Here is a 15,738-nt window from a genome sequence, read left to right as displayed (position 1 = left end):
GCGCTTGACGGATCGGCCCATGGCCGGCTGTCGACGCGACAGGTGTATCGCGGTTCCACCATCGACCTGGGAGCGTTCGACCATGCGGTTCACGATCCGTCTGACGCCCGCACCCGGACAGCAGTTGGCGGACGACGAGGCGGAATCGTTGCTGCTGCCGCAGGAGCTACTCGAGGGCCCTGACAGTGGCGGTTCCCAAAACAGTGCCTTAACTGGATGTCCGGGTGGCGGTCACCTTCCAGATCCGGCCGTTGGCCTTGGCGAGCAGGTACAGCTCGCCCGCGCGGTCCACGCCGAGCCGCAGGTCCACTCGGGAGTCGCCGGCCAGCGCGGCCATCGACGTCTCGGTGCCAGTGGCGGTGAGGACGCGTAGCTGGTAGAGCGGCGCCAGCCCGCCGCCGCGGACCATCTCTGCCTCGTTGGTGTAGAAGACGCGGCCGTCGACGATGTCGCCGAAGACGTACTTGCCGCGCAGCGCTGGCAGCGCGCTGCCGCGGTAGACGAAGCCACCGACGATCGCCTTGCCGGCATCGTCGCCGCACGGGATGGTGGCGGCGTTGTGGTCGTACGCCGCGACCGGGTAGTCGTAGCCGAACCGGGCGTCGTCGGCTGGAAGCGAGTAGAGGTTGCACGGCGCCTGCCGGTCGAACACCCAAGAGCCTTCCCGTTCGCTCCAGCCGAGGTTGTCGCCGGCCCGAAGGTCGTAGACGCCCTCGATGTCGTGTTCGCCGATGTGGCCGAGGAACATCCGCCGGGTGCCGCCGGTGTCCCAGCTGAACCGGTGCGGGTCGCGCATGCCCAGCGCGTAGATCTCGCCCAGCGGGCCGCTGTTGCCGGTGAAGGGGTTGGCCGTTGGGATGCCGTACCGGCCGTTGGCGCTGTTCGTACCACTGGGGTCGATCCGCAGGACTTTGCCGTGGGGCACACCGAGTTGTTGCGGCACGGTCGAGGAGCTGCCACGTCCGCCGTCACCGACCGCGACGTACAGCAGGCCATAGTCGCCGCTACCCGGTACCGCGTTGGGGTTGAAGTCGATCTGTTGGATGGCGTGGATGTAGGTGGCGAACCCGATCCGCAGCAGCGTCCGGCGGGTGCCGCTGAAGGACGCGGCCGCCGGGTCGGTCGTCGTCCACTCGGTTAGCACGCTGTGGATGACCGCCCCGGACTGGGTCCAGTCCGGCGTGATCGACCCGAGCGCGCCCAGGGCCTCGGTGTGCACGGTGTAGAAGCGGCCGTTGGTGGCGAACTCGGGGTGGAAGGCGACGAAGCCGAAGCCGCTGCCCAGACCCCGGCCGGAGAAGAAGTTGGCGCCGACGGTCGCGGCCACGTCGAGGTAGACGGTCGGCGTGCCACCGGCCGCCGGCAGGGTGTACAGGCGGCCGTTGAGGTCGGGCGTGAACAGCCGGCTCCCGCCGGGAATCTGCCCGACGTAGTTGATCCGGGCTGTGCGCATCAGCCGCGGATCGGTGGGCGCCGGCACCGGGCTGGTCTGCGGGAACTGCGCAAACTGCGTCAGGACCAGCCCGAGCTCGGACCGGATCGGCGCCTGGGGGATCGGATCGGCGATTGGCGTGCGGGGCGGCACCGAGCCGGTGGGGGACACGCTGGGAGACGGCGAGGTCGGCAGCCCGTCGTCGTAGCTGAGGGAGTCGACGTTGGCCAGGCCGCGCGATGTCGTCGCGGCCAGGCGCACTACGTTGGCGCCAGCCGACAGGGAAGTGCTCAGCGTCTGGGTGCGCCAGGTCGACCAGCCGCCGGTGGCGGGAAACTGCAAGGTGGCCCGCAGGCTGCCGTTGACCGACACCGTCGCCGGACGGTTCGTGCGAGTGCCGTTGGCGTACCGGATGACGAGCGTCCGGGCACCGGCTGCCGGCACCGGCACCGCGAACTCGATGGCCGCCCCGACCGCGTTGGCACTGTTGACGTATCCGGTGCCGGTGAAACCGGGGTACTCGCGCTCCACCACACCGTTGACGATCGTGGCCTGCTCCGCCTCGTACCGTCGCTCGGCCGCCGTGGCCGCGTGGTGGTCGGGGACTGCCACGAGGGCGGCCAGGACGAGGGCCACCAGGCCCGTCCCAATGGCGGTGCGAACGGACGGTCTCATCTGTTCTCCAAAGCTGATCGCGGCGTCAGCCGGGCCGCATGGGGTGTAGCGATGTGAGCAGGGGACCTGCCGTCGCCCAGTTGAGCGACGGTCATCGATTGAGTGACCGAATCTTGCACCGGTGGGCGCCCAGCTGTAAAGGGTCGGGCGTCACTGGCGTCCGGCCCCAGCAATGTGAGGCACATCGATTGACAGTTGTGCGCCCGATCGGGACACTGCTTGATGCAAATGTGAACTCGGCAGGAGCGCTCACAGGTGGCAGCGAAGCCAACCACGCAGTTCAAGGGCGATTTGCTCGATTTGGACGCGCACGAGGGCCGCCGGTCGACGATGGTAGGAGACCACCCGTGACAGTCTCTTCTCGGCATCCGTGGCGACGCGTGCGTGTCCTCGCCGCCTCGACCGTTGCGGTGCTGTCCCTCGCGTTTGTCGGGCCGCCGGTACCGTCCGCCGCGGCGGGGCACCTCGCGGGGGAGACGACCTCGGCGACGACGCCGGAAGCGGGGCTGCCTGAGCTGCGCCTGGACGACCCGTCGATCGACTGGAAAGAGGTCGTCGTCGACGGCGGCGATGTCGAGCGCCGGCCGGGCGGCGCGGCGTACAACCTCTTTGGCGGATTCGGTTCGGTCTCGTGCAACAACACGTCCAACCTGCTGCTCGACTACAAGGAGGAGAACCCGCGCGCCTACTGGCAGATCATGCGGATGCTCTTCGACCCGGTCGAGGGGGCGGGGCTCACGCATATCAAGGTCGAGCTGGGCGCGGACAGCAACAGCTCGTCCGGAGCCGAGCCGGCGACGAAGCGCACCGCCGACGAGCCCGCGAATGTGCTGCGTGGTGCCGGCTTCCACTTCATCGCCGACGCCCTGTCGATCAACCGCGACGTCGAGGTGGAGGCCCTGCGCTGGGGTGAGCCCTCGTGGACCGGCAACGACTGGACCAAGCGGTACCAGTGGTACAAGGAGACGATCGACGCCGCCTACGACATGTTCGGTGTCGAGTTCGACTGGATGAGCCCGGCGCAGAACGAGGTCCGGCACGCCGAGTACCAAATTTCCGAGCTCAACTGGACGATCCAGTTCGCCAAGTGGCTCGAGCGTGACGCTGTCGCGCCGGACGCGCGCTACGACTACTCGCGGATCAAGATCGTCGCGCTCGACTCCTACCGGGACGGCAACAATGTCGCCGGGCGGATTCTCGCCAACCCGGAGGCACTGGCGCACGTCGACGCCCTCGGCTTCCACTACGACATCGTGGGTGGCCCGAACGTCACCCGGCTGAACAAGGAGTACGGTCTGCCGATCCTGTACTCCGAGGGTGTCGCCCCGATGATCGACCCGCAGTACCGCCTCGCCGCCGATCCGGCCCGGGGTGGCGTCGGCGGCACCGTATCCGCCGCCGACATCGCCGACCGGTTCATCAACGCCTACCGATGGAGTGGGGCGGGGAGCGACCCAGCGCACATGACGACGTTCCTCTTCCAGCCCGCCGTCAGCGCCATGTACGAAGGCACCCAGTATTCCCCCAAGCACCTTATCCGGGCCTCCGACCCGTGGTCGGGGTACTGGGAGGGCGACGTCGGGATCGCCACCGTGCGCCACTTCCATCAGTTCATCGACCGTGGTTGGGAGTACGTCGAAGGCGCTACCGGCGGCGACGGCACCAAGGGCGACGGCGGCACCAACGTCGACACCTCCACCCGCACCGTCCTCACGGCGCGGACGCCCGCGAGCGCCGGCGGCTCTCCAGAGTGGACACAGGTGCACGCCAACAACACCCGGACGGATCGGTACTTCGAGGTCAAGGTGGCGGACCTGGGCGAGCGGGGCCGTCCGCTGTACGCCTGGCAGACGCGCGGCCCGGATGCCGGGGAGTCGTACGACGCCAACTATTTCCAGAACATCGGCTACTACGCTCCCGTGCGCAGCGAGGTGATCGACGGCGTCGAGCACGACGTCTACCGCGTGCGGGTGCCGGCGTACTCGATCCTCACCCTGTCCACGCTTCGGCGCGGCGTCCACGGCACCACCGCGACGTACCGGCCGGGCGACTTCGCACCCCGGGCGCGGGACGAGATCCTCGCGTTGCCCTACCGAGACAACTTCGAGTACGACGACTACCCGACCACCGTTGTCGGCGGCCGCAAGATGACCTACCTCGAGCGCCGCGCCGGCACCCCGCGGTACACGGCCGACCAGGACGGCGCCTTCGAGGTGGTGGCGGCAGGCCGCCGCGGCGATCGCCACGTTTTGCGGCAGCAGAACCACGCCCACAACCGGGGCTACCTGTGGAACGTGTGGGGCGACGGCCGGCAGAACGTGCCGTCGACCGCCGCACCGTCGACAGTGCTCGGCGACCATCGGTGGGCAAATTACACCGCCACCGTCGACTTCCGGCTCGACCTCGTCGACCGGGATACGACGCTGGCGAACTTCGCGGGCCTGGGAGTGCGGCAGGTCCACGCCCGCGGCGGCGACCAGGCCACCTACGCCGTCCGTGTCCACGAAGACGGCCGGTGGGAGCTGCGCAAGCTCGACACCGTCGTCGCATCGGGCACCGTGGCGCTGTTCGACCCTGGGGCGTGGCATCGGCTATCGGTCGAGGCGCGCGATAACGTCATCACGGCGACGCTCGATGGCGCCCGGCTCACCTCGCACGTCGACACGTCGGTCAATCCGGTGATGGCCGGCCGGGTGGCTCTGGTGAGCGGGTACTACAACACCCTGTACGACAATCTCGCGGTTACGCCGATCAAGGGCCAGGCATGGAAGTCGACGAAGATCGACGACTCCGACCCCCGCATCGCCTACCCCGACGGCTTCACCTTCAACCAGGCCGGTTTCGCGCACTTCAACCGCACACAGCACGTGCTGGCGGCCGGCCAGTCGCTGGCGCTCGATTTCACCGGCACCGGGCTGAACCTGTTCGGGGCGACCGGCTCGGCGACCCTGGAGGTGCGCGTCGACAACCAAGCGCCCCAGACTGTGCAGGTCGGGACCGTCGGCACGAGGCAGACCTCGTACTGGCTGCGGGACCTGCCGCAACGCCACCACAACATCACGGTGCGCGTCGTCAGCGGGACTTTCACGCTCGATGGCATAGATGTCCTGAGCGGGCGTTGAGCACCTGCCAGATGCTGGCCGCCGCCTCCCCAACAAAACGGTGAACCCGGATCCGCCTGTGCATGGGGTCTGCTCACGTCGTCGTGGTCAGCGCGGCCCAGGACTCGGGGGGCATCGAGACGGTGACGGTGTCCGGCTCGGCGCCGGCGGTGGTGGCCAGCGGCGTGAAGCCGTAGGTGAAGGCGGTCGCGCGGACTCTTTCGTCGGCGACGAGGAGCCGCCCGGACCACGCGGTGCGGCTGGCGCCTCGGGACCGGATCGTCACGGTGGCCGGTTCGGCTGAGCGGTTGGTCAGGTACGCGCTGAGCCGCCCGGTGGAAGGGTCGAGGATGGCCGCGGCGGCGACGGCGGGTACGTCGCCGTGCCGGCCCGCTTGCGGCTGTGCTTGCGGCCGGCGACCGCGTCGATCGTGGCGGTGACGCCGGTGATGAAGTCGTCCATCGCCGCGCCGAGCCGGACCGTAACTGCCCCAGGACGGCGCGACCCAGGTGCCCGGACGAGGCGTGCTGTCCAGCACCAGCGGCTGGAGCGACGGCCTGGCGGTACCCCGCTGACCATCACGGTGCGCGGCTGGCGAGCCAAAGCCAGCTGCGCCAACAAGTCGAGGCGCATCGATTGACAGTTATGTGCTCGATCGCGACACTAGCTGATGCAGGCTAGCGATGGGAGCGCTCACAGATAGCTATTGGCCTCGACTACCCACCTGAACAAGCCGACGTAATCAGCATCGGGTCCCAAGCGGGCGAGTGCTTCTGTGAGCGCTCACTGTCGTTCCCCATCCGGCTGCACGGCCGGGGGCCCGCCCGCCACCGAACACTCAACTGCACAAGCCCCGTAGCGGGTCTCGTCATCATCCGATCTGGAGATCATCATGCTTTCACGCAGACAGCGCGTTGGGCTGCTCTCCGCCTGCGCGGCGGTGGCGGTGACGGGTGCCGCGGTGCTCACCGCCGCGGTGGCTTCCGCGGCGGTGACCCGCTACGAGGTCGAAAGCTCGCCGGCCACATGCGACGGTGTCATCGAGTCAAACCACACCGGCTACTCCGGTAGCGGCTTCTGCAACGGCGACAACACGGCGGGAGCGGCGGCCCAGTTCACCGTGACCGCGTCCGCCGCCGGCACGGCGACGATCGCCGTCCGGTACGCCAACGGCGCCACCGCCAACCGCCCCGCCGACGTGCTCGTCAATGGCGCCGCCGCACAGTCGGGCGCCGCGTTCAACGGCACCGGCGGGTGGACGACGTGGGCCACGGCGACCCTGACCGCATCGCTGAACGCGGGCAGCAATACCATCCGGCTCAGCCCCACCACCGCCACCGGGCTGGCCAACATCGACTATCTCGACGTCGAGGTCGGCGTTTCGCCGTCGCCCTCCGCGACCGCCTCACCCACCATGACGGCGTCGCCGCCGCCGGGTCGGCCCGCCCAGTGCACCGGGAGTTCGCCGATCACCTGCCACTTCGCTGTCTCCCCGGGCAACTACACGGTGACCGCATGGATCGGTGACCGCGCCTCGGCCGGCAACACGTCGATGTCCGTGGAGGCCCGCCGGCGGATCCTGCCGGCGGTCACCACCGCCGCGGGCACCATCACGCAGTACGTCTTCACCATCAACGTGCGACAGCCAGAAGGCCAACCCACCGGGCAAGGTGGCACCGGCACCCCGGGGCTGAGCGTGACGTTCGCAGGACCCGCGCCGAGACTGTCCGGGCTCACTGTGCAGCCGGCGAGTAATCCGCTGGTGGTGTACCTGGCCGGGGACTCCACGGTCTGCGATCAAATGCTCGCTCCATGGACCGGGTGGGGGCAGATCCTGCCCTTGCACGTTGCGGCCGGCGCGGTCGTCGCCAACTACTCCGACTCGGGCGAAAGCTCGGGCAGCTTCCTGAACAACTCGGCACTGTTCCCCGCGATGCGACCGTTGATCAGAAGCAACGACCTGGTGCTGATCCAGTTCGGCCACAACGACAAGTCCACGACCGCCTCGACCTTCCGCGGCAACCTCACCACGATGATCAACCAGGTGCGCGCCAGGGGCGGCACACCCGTCCTGGTCACCCCACCGGTGCGACGGCGGTTCGACGGCAACCAACTCGACGCCACCGCCCGGCACATCAACGGTGTCGGCGTAAACCTGCCGGCCGAGATGCGTAGCCTCGGCTCCTCGCTGGGCGTGCCGGTGATCGACTTGACCGCCAAGAGCGAAGCCCTGGTCGAGTCCATGGGCCCCACCAACTCCGCCCAGCTCTTCCTGCGCCAGTCGGTCGACGGCGTCACGGACAACACCCACTTTTCCGAGTATGGCGCCGGCAGGATGGCCGACCTGGTCGTCGAAGGCATCCGCGAACGCAACCTCTCCTTGGTCAGCTACCTGCGCTGACCACCCGTGGCGGCCCGGCGTGGTACGACGCGCCGGGCCGCCCGGGGCGACGTCGAATTTTGACCAGGCCGCGCCAGCGCGCGCCTGTGACGGACCGGTCTTACATCAGGAGAAGCCATGAGACTCAAGTCCTCGCTCATCGCGTGCACCCTGCTCGCCACGGCGGTCATGGTGCTGGAAGGCAACGCCGCGGTGGCGGCGCCGACCCGCTACGAGGCCGAGGTGGCGCCGGCGACCTGTACCGGCACGATCGACTCCAACCACACCGGCTATTCCGGGACCGGGTTCTGCAACGGTGACAACGCGGTAGGCGCGGCGGCCCAGTTCACGGTGAACGCGCCGGCGGCCGGGACGGCAACGCTCGGCATCCGTTTCGCCAACGGCACCACGACCGCCCGGCCTGCGGACGTCGTGGTGAACGGCTCGCGCGTCACGGGGGTGTCCTTCGAGGGCACAGGCGCGTGGACGACATGGGTGACCGCGACGCTGACGCTGTCGGTAAACTCCGGCAGCAACACGGTCCGGCTCAGCCCGACCACCGCGGGCGGCCTGCCGAATACCGACTACCTCGACTTCGAGGTGACCGGTGACCCCGTCGGCGGTAACGGCAGGCCGAACGACCCGAACATCCAGTACTACGGCCGCTGGAAAACATCGGATCCGGCGTACTACGCCATGGGCTGGGCCGGCGGCTACCTCGAGGCCCGCTTCACCGGAAGCTCCATCGGCGTACGCCAGCGAAACACCATCGACCTGTACTACTCCATCGATCAGGCGCCGATACAGTGGCGCCGCAACGTGTCCGGCAACATCACCCTCGCTAGTGGACTGACCGGCAGCTCGCACACCATCCGCATCGGCTACCGCGAGCGCGCCGGCTCGTACACGGGCGACCCGGTTTTCGGCGGCCTCATCCTCGCCAACGGAGCGCAGACCACCTCCATAGGACGGCCGACGAGCCTCGTCGAGTTCATCGGCGACTCGATCACGGTGGGTCAGCCCAACGCCAACCGTCCCTTCACCGCGTACCCGTGGCTCGCGGCCGAGGCGCTCGGCGCCGCTCACACCCAGGTCGCCCAGGGCGGCGCCTGCCTGGTCAGCCGGGACTGCTACGGAATGATGGACTGGTTTCGCCGCTCGTCGAACTCGGCGACCTACGACGACTGGAACTTCTCGACCTACCAGGCGACCGCGGTCGTGATCAACCTTGGCACCAACGACGTCGGCCATGGCGTGTCGACCACGCAGTTTCAGCAGGGCTACATCACCATGCTGGCGCGGGTCCGCCAAGCGTATCCAAACGCCGAGATCTTCGCGATGGGCGTCTTCCGCAACCGATACGTGACCGAGACCCGCAACGCCGTAGCGGCCCGCAACGCCGCCGGCGACACAAGGGTCCACTTCGTCGACACCGCTGGCTGGGTCAACCCGGCCACGGACACGAGCGACAACGTCCACCCGACCGACGCCGGCCACGCGAAGATCGCGCAGCGGTTGCGGCCGATCCTCGACCAGTACATCTGAGTGACAGCGCCCCGGAGGACCAACAGACGTCATAGTCGACGTGCCGTACGTACCGGTTGGTGAAGTTGCACGACTGCAACCGGTTGACCGGCACGGTGGGAGTGCTGCCGCCGACGCCTGTGCTGGTCCGCGCGACGCGTTGGATGGTGCCGTCGCCGCTCCCGCCCCTGCGTGACGGGAGTGGCGAACGGCATGCCACCCGAGCGAGTCAGCCCCACCGTTGGAGCAGCCGGTCGTACTCCGCCTGGGTGATAGGCAGCACCGTGCCGTGTCGTGGGCGGCCGGGCATCGTGTAGCTAGAGATCGCGGTCCACTGTCCGGAGTTCAGGTCGGTGGTGGTGAAGGGGATGTATCCGCGGCCGCCGTACTCGTCGATGAACATGTACCACCGCTCCTCGGTGTTCGATTTGAACACCGTTGGCCCCTCGCCCTGGCTGATCGTGCCTCGGCCGATGCATTCGGCGACGAAGGAGTAGCCGCGGTTGAGGATGGTGGTGGACTTCTCTTCGAGGATGAACTTGCCGCACGCCGACTGGGAGCTGCTCCGCTCGTCTTTGGTGAGCCGGTAGTACGTGCCGTTGTGTTTGGTGAGCGTCGAATCGATGGTCGAATAGCCCTTGTCCACCCACACCTGGGCCGTGCTGAAGGTCCGGAAGTCGCTCGTCGTGGCGTACATCATCCGGTTGTAGGTGGTGCCGGTGTGGTTCGGGTCGCTGGCGGAGTAAAGCTTCGAGGCCCAGAAGACGACGTACTGGCCGAGGCCCTCGTCGTAGTACGCCTCGGGCGCCCAGGTGTTGCCGGCCGTGTCGGGGGAGATCCGCTGGAGCCGTGGAGTGCTCCAGTTGACCAGGTCGGTGGATTCCCAGACCACGATGGACTTGCTGCCGGTGCGCTGCGCGGCGTCCCAGTTGCCGTTGCCGTAGATCCGGAGGTCGGTGGCGATCTGGTAGAACTTGTCGCCCTGCGGTGAGCGGATGATGAACGGATCCCGCACCCCGCGGGTCCCGATGCTCGAGGTCAGCACGGGTCGTCCACCGTTGAGTTGGCGCCACCGGGTCGGGTCGTTGCCCTGACTGAGTGCGAAGTAGACCTGCTCACCGGTGGAGGTGCCCTCGCCGGTGAAGTGGGTGAACAGATAGCCGGCGTACTTCTGGCCGGGCCCCGGGCTCGAGGTTGGAGTCACGCTCGGACTGGGGTCGGTGCCGACGCGGACGAGCTGCCACTGCTGGTTGGTCCCACCGTTGTCGGTGTACTGGGAGATCCGGGCGCCGTCGGCGGTGGACCGCTCCCACACGTCCAGCGCCTTGCCGCTGTTGCGGTTGATCAGCTTGACGTAGCCGCTGTCGGTGTCGACGACCCGGAAATGCTGGTTGATCCCGCCGTGGTCGGCCCACTGCACGACGTTCGCACCGTTCGCAGTGGACGCGCTCGCCACGTCTACCAATTTGCCGCTGTGCCGGGCCCGGATCTTGTAGTAGCCGCCGCCCGCGTCGACGAACTGGAACTGCTGGTTGGTCTGCTGGGTGCGGGTCCACTGCTGGACCGCGGCGCCGTCCGCGGTGGACTGGCCCGCAATATTGATCAGCTTGCCGCTGTGCCGCGACACGATCTCGTAGTGTGCCGACGTGTCGATCGTCGCCGCGTTTGCCCCGTGCGGCGCGAGCAGCACCGTCGCGCCGGCGACGACCGCCACGCCGATCAGCGCCAGCGCGGCCGGGTGTCGGCGTTGGCGGCGGTTACGGGCCGGGAGGGGAGAAGTTTTCATCGTTTGCCGTCCATCGATCCGTCGTTGCCTTGTGACCCGCGCGGGTCCTGAGCGCCCGGGCCGAGGAGTTACAGATTCTGTCGACATCAGTCGAGCCTGAAGTCGACGACTCGAATTGACGAGGGTGTGGTGCCGCTCGACCGCCGCTGGTACAGGATGGACAGCACCCCGTCGGTGGCCATCCGGGAGCGGTCGACGACGACCTCGCCGAAGGCGTTCAGGCCGGACCCGTCGAATCGGAGCGTCCAATCGGTCCAGCCGCTGGCTTTGCTGGCGGTGACGATGCGTCCGTAGGGCAGGACCACGTAGGCGTTGTCGGCGCTGTCGAGGACGATCTGGGAGCGGCCAAAGGCGTTCAACGCCACCGGAATCTCGATCTTGCGCCAGGTGCCCTGCGCGTTGCGGACGAGGTGGAACGCGCGCGCGCTCGAGCGCCGCTGGCTGGTGAAGTTGTTGACGCACTGGGTGAATCGGCCGGGCACGTAGCTGATGACCACGTGCGGCTGACCGGTGGAGTCGACGGTCTGGCTCTCCTGGTTGATCAGTGCGTGGTCGGCGTTCAGCGCGTCGACGACGTGCCCGGGGGAGGTGACCGAAACGAGGGTGCCGTTGGTGGTGCCGACCTGTTGGCCGGCGTTGTTGCGCCAGGTTCGGCCACGGTCGTCGCTGTAGACATAGCCTGTGTCGTGGTTGCTGAGTCCACCGCGGTTGCACATGACCGCGGCGTTCTGCTCCCGCCAGGTGAAGGCGGCGTGGAGCCGGCCGTTCGGCCCGTACGTGAGGCCGTGCAGGTACATGTTGCGGCGCGTACTGGTCGCGCCGTGCTGGCTCCAGTTGCCCGTGGCCGACGACCACCGGCCAAGGCGGCGCCAGGTGGAGCCGTCGTACTCGACCAGTTCGTTTGTGCCGTTGCCCGAGCTGCCGGTGCGGTAGCTGAGTTGCAGCCGGCGTTCCGGGGTGATGGCGAACTGGGGGTAGGTGATGGAGCCTAGCTCCAGGCCGTCGAGCGTGCGCTGTACTGGTCCGAACGTGGTGGCCACCCAGCTGCGGGAGCCGGCGTCGGTCAGGAGGCCGGCCTCGGACTTGACGTAGAAGACCCGGCTGTCGTGGGTGTCCATCGCCACGTGCAACCGGCCGTCCGACGGCGACACCCCAAGCGAGATGGAGTTGTGCGAGTCGTTGGTCGTCAACGAGTGGGGCAGTTGAAGTGTTTGCCACGCCCCGCTCGGGAGCTGCCGGCGCGCGATCACGACTCGGCGGCTGGCTGTGTACCACGCCGCGTACTGGTAGCCGCCGAAGGTGAGGATGCCGTCCTGCTGGTAGGAGGCGTTGTTCACGAGGCCGTCGTACGACACGAAGTACAGCGCCCGCGGGTCGAGCTCGGTGTCCGCCACCCGCGTCACCGTCGGCCCCGCGGCTGCGCTGACCGCCGCCGCGGCCGTCTGGGCGCTGCTTGCCGTTGCGACGGTGACCGGGATAGCAAGCCCCGCCACGAGGATGGACGCGGTCAGGGCTCTTCGGGTTGCACGCGTTCGAGATCCGATCATTGCGGGTTCCTTACGCCTGGGTGGCGGCATGGCCGCCGGAGAACGTCGAGATGACGGTCCAGTGCGCGCCAGGGGGTGTGGCCGCTCGGTCAGGTCCCTGTGAGCGCTCCCAGGCCCGCGCCGTATCAGACAGTGTTCCGGCCGAACAGCTAACTGTCAATCGATAGACATCGACCGAATGGATGACTGGGTGCTGCGCTGAGCCTTGGTGTGCGACCACGCGGCCTGCGGCGGTCTCGCGCGTCGCGCCGTCAAACCGGGTGACGGCCGTGACGGCTGCCCGGCGGCCATGGCTGACGTGGATCAGTTGACAATTCGATGTCCGGCGGTAACATTCGTTGACACATATGAATGTGAGCGCTCACAGTATCGGAGCACGGGTGGCGCGAGGCCGTCGCCAGCCGGACGTTGGCGGGCCCGATCCGCTGCGCCGGCGGCCCGAAGCGGCAGGCCTGCCGAACTACCTATAAACCCCACGAAGGAGTCATTGTGTCGATGCGACGACGGACGTTTCTCAAGGCGGGCGCTGCGGGTGCGGTGGCCGTGGGAGGTGCGGCCGTGCTGGGTAACTGGCAGGCGAACGCCTCGGCTGCCGCCTTGGATCCCGCGCCGACCACGCCGTTCAGGGTGGGCGTACGCCGGTACAACTGGACGCGGGGCAGCCGCCCGTGTACCACGTATGTCTACTACCCGGCCACCGGCACCCCCGGCGGCAACCCCGTCACCGACGCCCCCGTCGCGGCCGGAGTCTTCCCTGTCTACAACTTCACCCATGGCTACGACAGCAGCCCGCAGAACTCGCTGTTCATCATCCGGGCACTGGCGGCGGCGGGGTTCGTCGTGCCGGCCCCGCACTTCCAGCACAACTTCGGCGATGTCAACAACGGCAACACCTCCAGAGACGTCTCGGAAATCATCACCCGGACCCTGGCCCTCAACAGCAGCGGACCGCTGGCCGGGCACATCAACACCAGCATCGGTGTGGGCGTGTCGGGTCACTCCCTGGGTGGTATGACCACGCACGGGCTGCTGACCTCCTGGCCGGACAGCCGGATCGTTTCGGCCAACCCGCAGTCGTGCACAGACATGGGCAACCCGGCCAGCTCGGTTGCGGCCAAGGTGCTGTTCGTCCACGGCGACCGGGACGACCTCACGCAGTACTCCTCGGCCCGGCAGGCGTACTCGGAGATGCCCGCGCCCAAGGCGTTCCTGACCTTCGTGGGTGGCAGCCACACCAGTTTCTGGAGTGACAGCCGGTTCCCGGCCACGGTCGTGGACTGGGCGCGCTGGAGCATGTACGGCGACACCGCCGCCCGGGACCGCCTCCCGTCCGACGCGGCCGGCTCCAACACCAGATGGGAAGCCAACCTGGGCATCCCGCCTGCGGGGCAGCGGTACGAGGCGGAAAACTCGCCGGCGGTGTGCCAGGGCACGATCGATTCCAACCACACCGGCTACTCCGGCAGCGGGTTCTGCAATGGCACCAACGCGCTCGGCGCCTACTCCGAACTCACGGTCAACGCGGCAGCGGCGGGCACGGCCACGCTCGCAGTCCGGTTCGCCAACGGCGCCGGCGGCGCGCGTCCGGCGAACCTGGTCGTCAATGGATCCACGGTGGCGACGGTGTCCTTCGAGAGCACCGGCACCTGGACGGCATGGTCCACCAAGACCCTGACCGCCGCGGTGAACGCCGGCAGCAACACGGTCCGGCTCGTTCCCACCACGGCGGCCGGATTGCCGAACGTCGACTACATCGACGTTCGATAGGCCGGCGCCTGTCGCCACTCATCAGCACAACATCCATGAGATAGGGCAACGTCATGCCACCCAGCCGTACCGACAGTCCCTCACCGGCTCGCCCCCGTTCCCGCCGCCGCGTTCTGGCTAGCGTTCTGAGCGCACTGGCCGTGTTGCCGGCCGCCGTCGTCGTTGCCAGCGCCTCACCGGCAAGCGCGGACACCAGCCAGTTCCGGGGCGTGAACTGGGCCGTGCCGGGCGACAACTTCAAGAAGGTCCCCCTCGTCCTCGACGGGCTGAGCCAATCGGACAGCTACGCGACCGTCCGGGCCAAGGCGGACGCCGTCTACAGCGGGTTCGCGAGCCAACTCGGCGTCAACACCGTCCGGTTGCCGGTCAACACCCACACCGTCAGTTCGTCGTGGTGGAACGCCTATCGGGGGACCATCGACGCCGCGACCGCCAAAGGATTCAAAGTCATCCTCGCGTACTGGGAGGACGGAGCGGCGTCCGCCGGCAGGATCACCAACACGGCCGCCTTCAACTCGATGTGGAACACCGTGACTACCCAGTATGGCCCCAACAGCCTGGTCTATTTCGAGCCGATGAACGAACCCCACGGCTACAGCGCCTCCGAGTGGACCAACCTCGCCGTCTCGTGGATCAACGCTCGCCCGTCGATCCCGAAAAGCCGGATCCTCGTCGGCGGCACCGGCTACAGCCAGGACATCAGGCCGGTCTGCGCCGACAGCCGCCTCAACGGCACGCTGCTGTCGTACCACCACTACGCGTTCTTCTATGGGACGAAGGACTACGCCGGATGGGTCCAGAGCTTCCGGGAGCGGCTGGGCAACTGCGCCTCGCGTGCGATCCTGACCGAGTTCGGTGCGCCGATGGATACCGGCCTCAACTACAACAACGCGAACAGCACCGACAACTTCGTCCGGTACCTCCGCGCGGACACCGACTCCCTGCGGGAACTCCGCATGGGTGCGGTCTACTGGCCCGCGCTCGGCGGCAAGATCACCGCCGGCCAGAACTACGACTGGTACTCCATGTTCGCGCTCCACGGCAGCGGCACCAACCTGAGCGTGAGCATCCGCAACTCCACCGGCGCCGATCGCCTCAAGCACGGCTGGGGCTCCGACGGTCCGACGACACCTCGGCACGAGGCGGAGAGTGCCCCGGCAGTGTGTACGGGCTCCATCGACTCGAACTGGTCGGGTTACTCGGGCACCGGGTTCTGTAACGGTGACAACACGACGGGGGCGTTCGCTCAGTTCACGATCGAAGCGTCAAGTGCGGGTACGGCCACGTTAGGGATCCGGTTCGCCAACGGCACGACCGGAGCGCGGCCGGCGGACCTGGTCGTGAACGGGTCGATGGCGCAGGGCGTGTCGTTCGACAGTACGGGGTCCTGGACCGGCTGGACCACGAAGACCGTAATGGTGCCGGTGCAGGCGGGCAGCAACACGATCCGGCTGAATCCGACCACTGCCAACGGCCTGCCGAACCTCGACTACCTGGACCTGTTCCTCAACGTCTGACCGTCTGGA

At 68.0% G+C, this 15,738-nt stretch carries 10 protein-coding genes; 5 read left to right on the top strand and 5 right to left on the bottom strand.

Annotated elements, in window-relative coordinates:
• Window positions 1-208: 208 nt before the first annotated feature.
• Window positions 209-2,107 carry a PQQ-dependent sugar dehydrogenase gene (locus AC5L36_RS39110; protein ID WP_441223740.1) on the bottom strand — a complete coding sequence of 633 codons (1,899 nt, stop codon included), beginning with the start codon at window positions 2,105-2,107 and terminating at the stop codon, window positions 209-211.
• A gap of 347 nt (window positions 2,108-2,454) precedes the next feature.
• Here AC5L36_RS39110 and AC5L36_RS39105 point away from each other — a divergent pair, with 347 nt between their 5' ends.
• The gene (locus tag AC5L36_RS39105; protein WP_441223739.1) at window positions 2,455-5,229 is read left to right on the top strand and encodes a glycoside hydrolase family 30 protein; all 2,775 of its coding nucleotides are present in this window, start codon (window positions 2,455-2,457) and stop codon (window positions 5,227-5,229) included.
• 73 nt (window positions 5,230-5,302) lie between these two features.
• Here AC5L36_RS39105 and AC5L36_RS39100 read toward each other — a convergent pair whose 3' ends face one another.
• Together AC5L36_RS39100 and AC5L36_RS39095 are read right to left on the bottom strand one after the other, a co-directional pair.
• On the bottom strand, window positions 5,303-5,494 hold the full coding sequence (locus AC5L36_RS39100; RefSeq protein WP_441223738.1) for a hypothetical protein: 192 nt from the start codon (window positions 5,492-5,494) through the stop codon (window positions 5,303-5,305).
• Between the two features lie 26 nt (window positions 5,495-5,520).
• Window positions 5,521-5,670 carry a hypothetical protein gene (locus AC5L36_RS39095; RefSeq protein ID WP_441223737.1) on the bottom strand — a complete coding sequence of 50 codons (150 nt, stop codon included), beginning with the start codon at window positions 5,668-5,670 and terminating at the stop codon, window positions 5,521-5,523.
• Between the two features lie 430 nt (window positions 5,671-6,100).
• Between AC5L36_RS39095 and AC5L36_RS39090 the strand changes: the two genes are divergently transcribed.
• Both AC5L36_RS39090 and AC5L36_RS39085 read left to right on the top strand, forming a co-directional pair.
• Window positions 6,101-7,609: a GDSL-type esterase/lipase family protein gene (locus tag AC5L36_RS39090; RefSeq protein ID WP_441223736.1), complete on the top strand. Its 1,509-nt coding sequence runs from the start codon at window positions 6,101-6,103 to the stop codon at window positions 7,607-7,609.
• A gap of 117 nt (window positions 7,610-7,726) precedes the next feature.
• The gene (locus AC5L36_RS39085) at window positions 7,727-9,133 is read left to right on the top strand and encodes a GDSL-type esterase/lipase family protein (RefSeq protein WP_441223735.1); all 1,407 of its coding nucleotides are present in this window, start codon (window positions 7,727-7,729) and stop codon (window positions 9,131-9,133) included.
• Between the two features lie 208 nt (window positions 9,134-9,341).
• Here the strand turns inward: AC5L36_RS39085 and AC5L36_RS39080 are convergent, their stop codons facing one another.
• Entirely contained in the window at window positions 9,342-10,898 is a 1,557-nt protein-coding gene (locus tag AC5L36_RS39080; RefSeq protein WP_441223734.1) for an RICIN domain-containing protein, read from the bottom strand.
• Between the two features lie 86 nt (window positions 10,899-10,984).
• The gene (locus tag AC5L36_RS39075) at window positions 10,985-12,292 is read right to left on the bottom strand and encodes a BNR repeat-containing protein (RefSeq protein WP_441223733.1); all 1,308 of its coding nucleotides are present in this window, start codon (window positions 12,290-12,292) and stop codon (window positions 10,985-10,987) included.
• A gap of 648 nt (window positions 12,293-12,940) precedes the next feature.
• Here AC5L36_RS39075 and AC5L36_RS39070 point away from each other — a divergent pair.
• Entirely contained in the window at window positions 12,941-14,212 is a 1,272-nt protein-coding gene (locus tag AC5L36_RS39070) for a carbohydrate-binding protein (RefSeq protein ID WP_441223732.1), read from the top strand.
• Between the two features lie 140 nt (window positions 14,213-14,352).
• Window positions 14,353-15,729 carry a cellulase family glycosylhydrolase gene (locus AC5L36_RS39065; RefSeq protein ID WP_441223731.1) on the top strand — a complete coding sequence of 459 codons (1,377 nt, stop codon included), beginning with the start codon at window positions 14,353-14,355 and terminating at the stop codon, window positions 15,727-15,729.
• Window positions 15,730-15,738 lie beyond the last annotated feature (9 nt).

Source organism: Phytohabitans sp. LZ39 (assembly GCF_059359075.1).
The sequence above is the reverse complement of the archived record's forward strand: the minus strand, read 5'-3'. Positions and strand labels throughout refer to the sequence as shown.

Excerpts from the sequence above, each read along its gene's own strand:
- AC5L36_RS39110 (WP_441223740.1), bottom strand. The coding sequence starts at position 2,107 with ATGAGACCGTCCGTTCGCACCGCCATTGGGACGGGCCTGGTGGCCCTC.
- AC5L36_RS39095 (WP_441223737.1), bottom strand. The coding sequence starts at position 5,670 with ATGGACGACTTCATCACCGGCGTCACCGCCACGATCGACGCGGTCGCC.
- AC5L36_RS39090 (WP_441223736.1), top strand. The coding sequence starts at position 6,101 with ATGCTTTCACGCAGACAGCGCGTTGGGCTGCTCTCCGCCTGCGCGGCG.
- AC5L36_RS39085 (WP_441223735.1), top strand. The coding sequence starts at position 7,727 with ATGAGACTCAAGTCCTCGCTCATCGCGTGCACCCTGCTCGCCACGGCG.
- AC5L36_RS39080 (WP_441223734.1), bottom strand. The coding sequence starts at position 10,898 with ATGAAAACTTCTCCCCTCCCGGCCCGTAACCGCCGCCAACGCCGACAC.
- AC5L36_RS39070 (WP_441223732.1), top strand. The coding sequence starts at position 12,941 with ATGCGACGACGGACGTTTCTCAAGGCGGGCGCTGCGGGTGCGGTGGCC.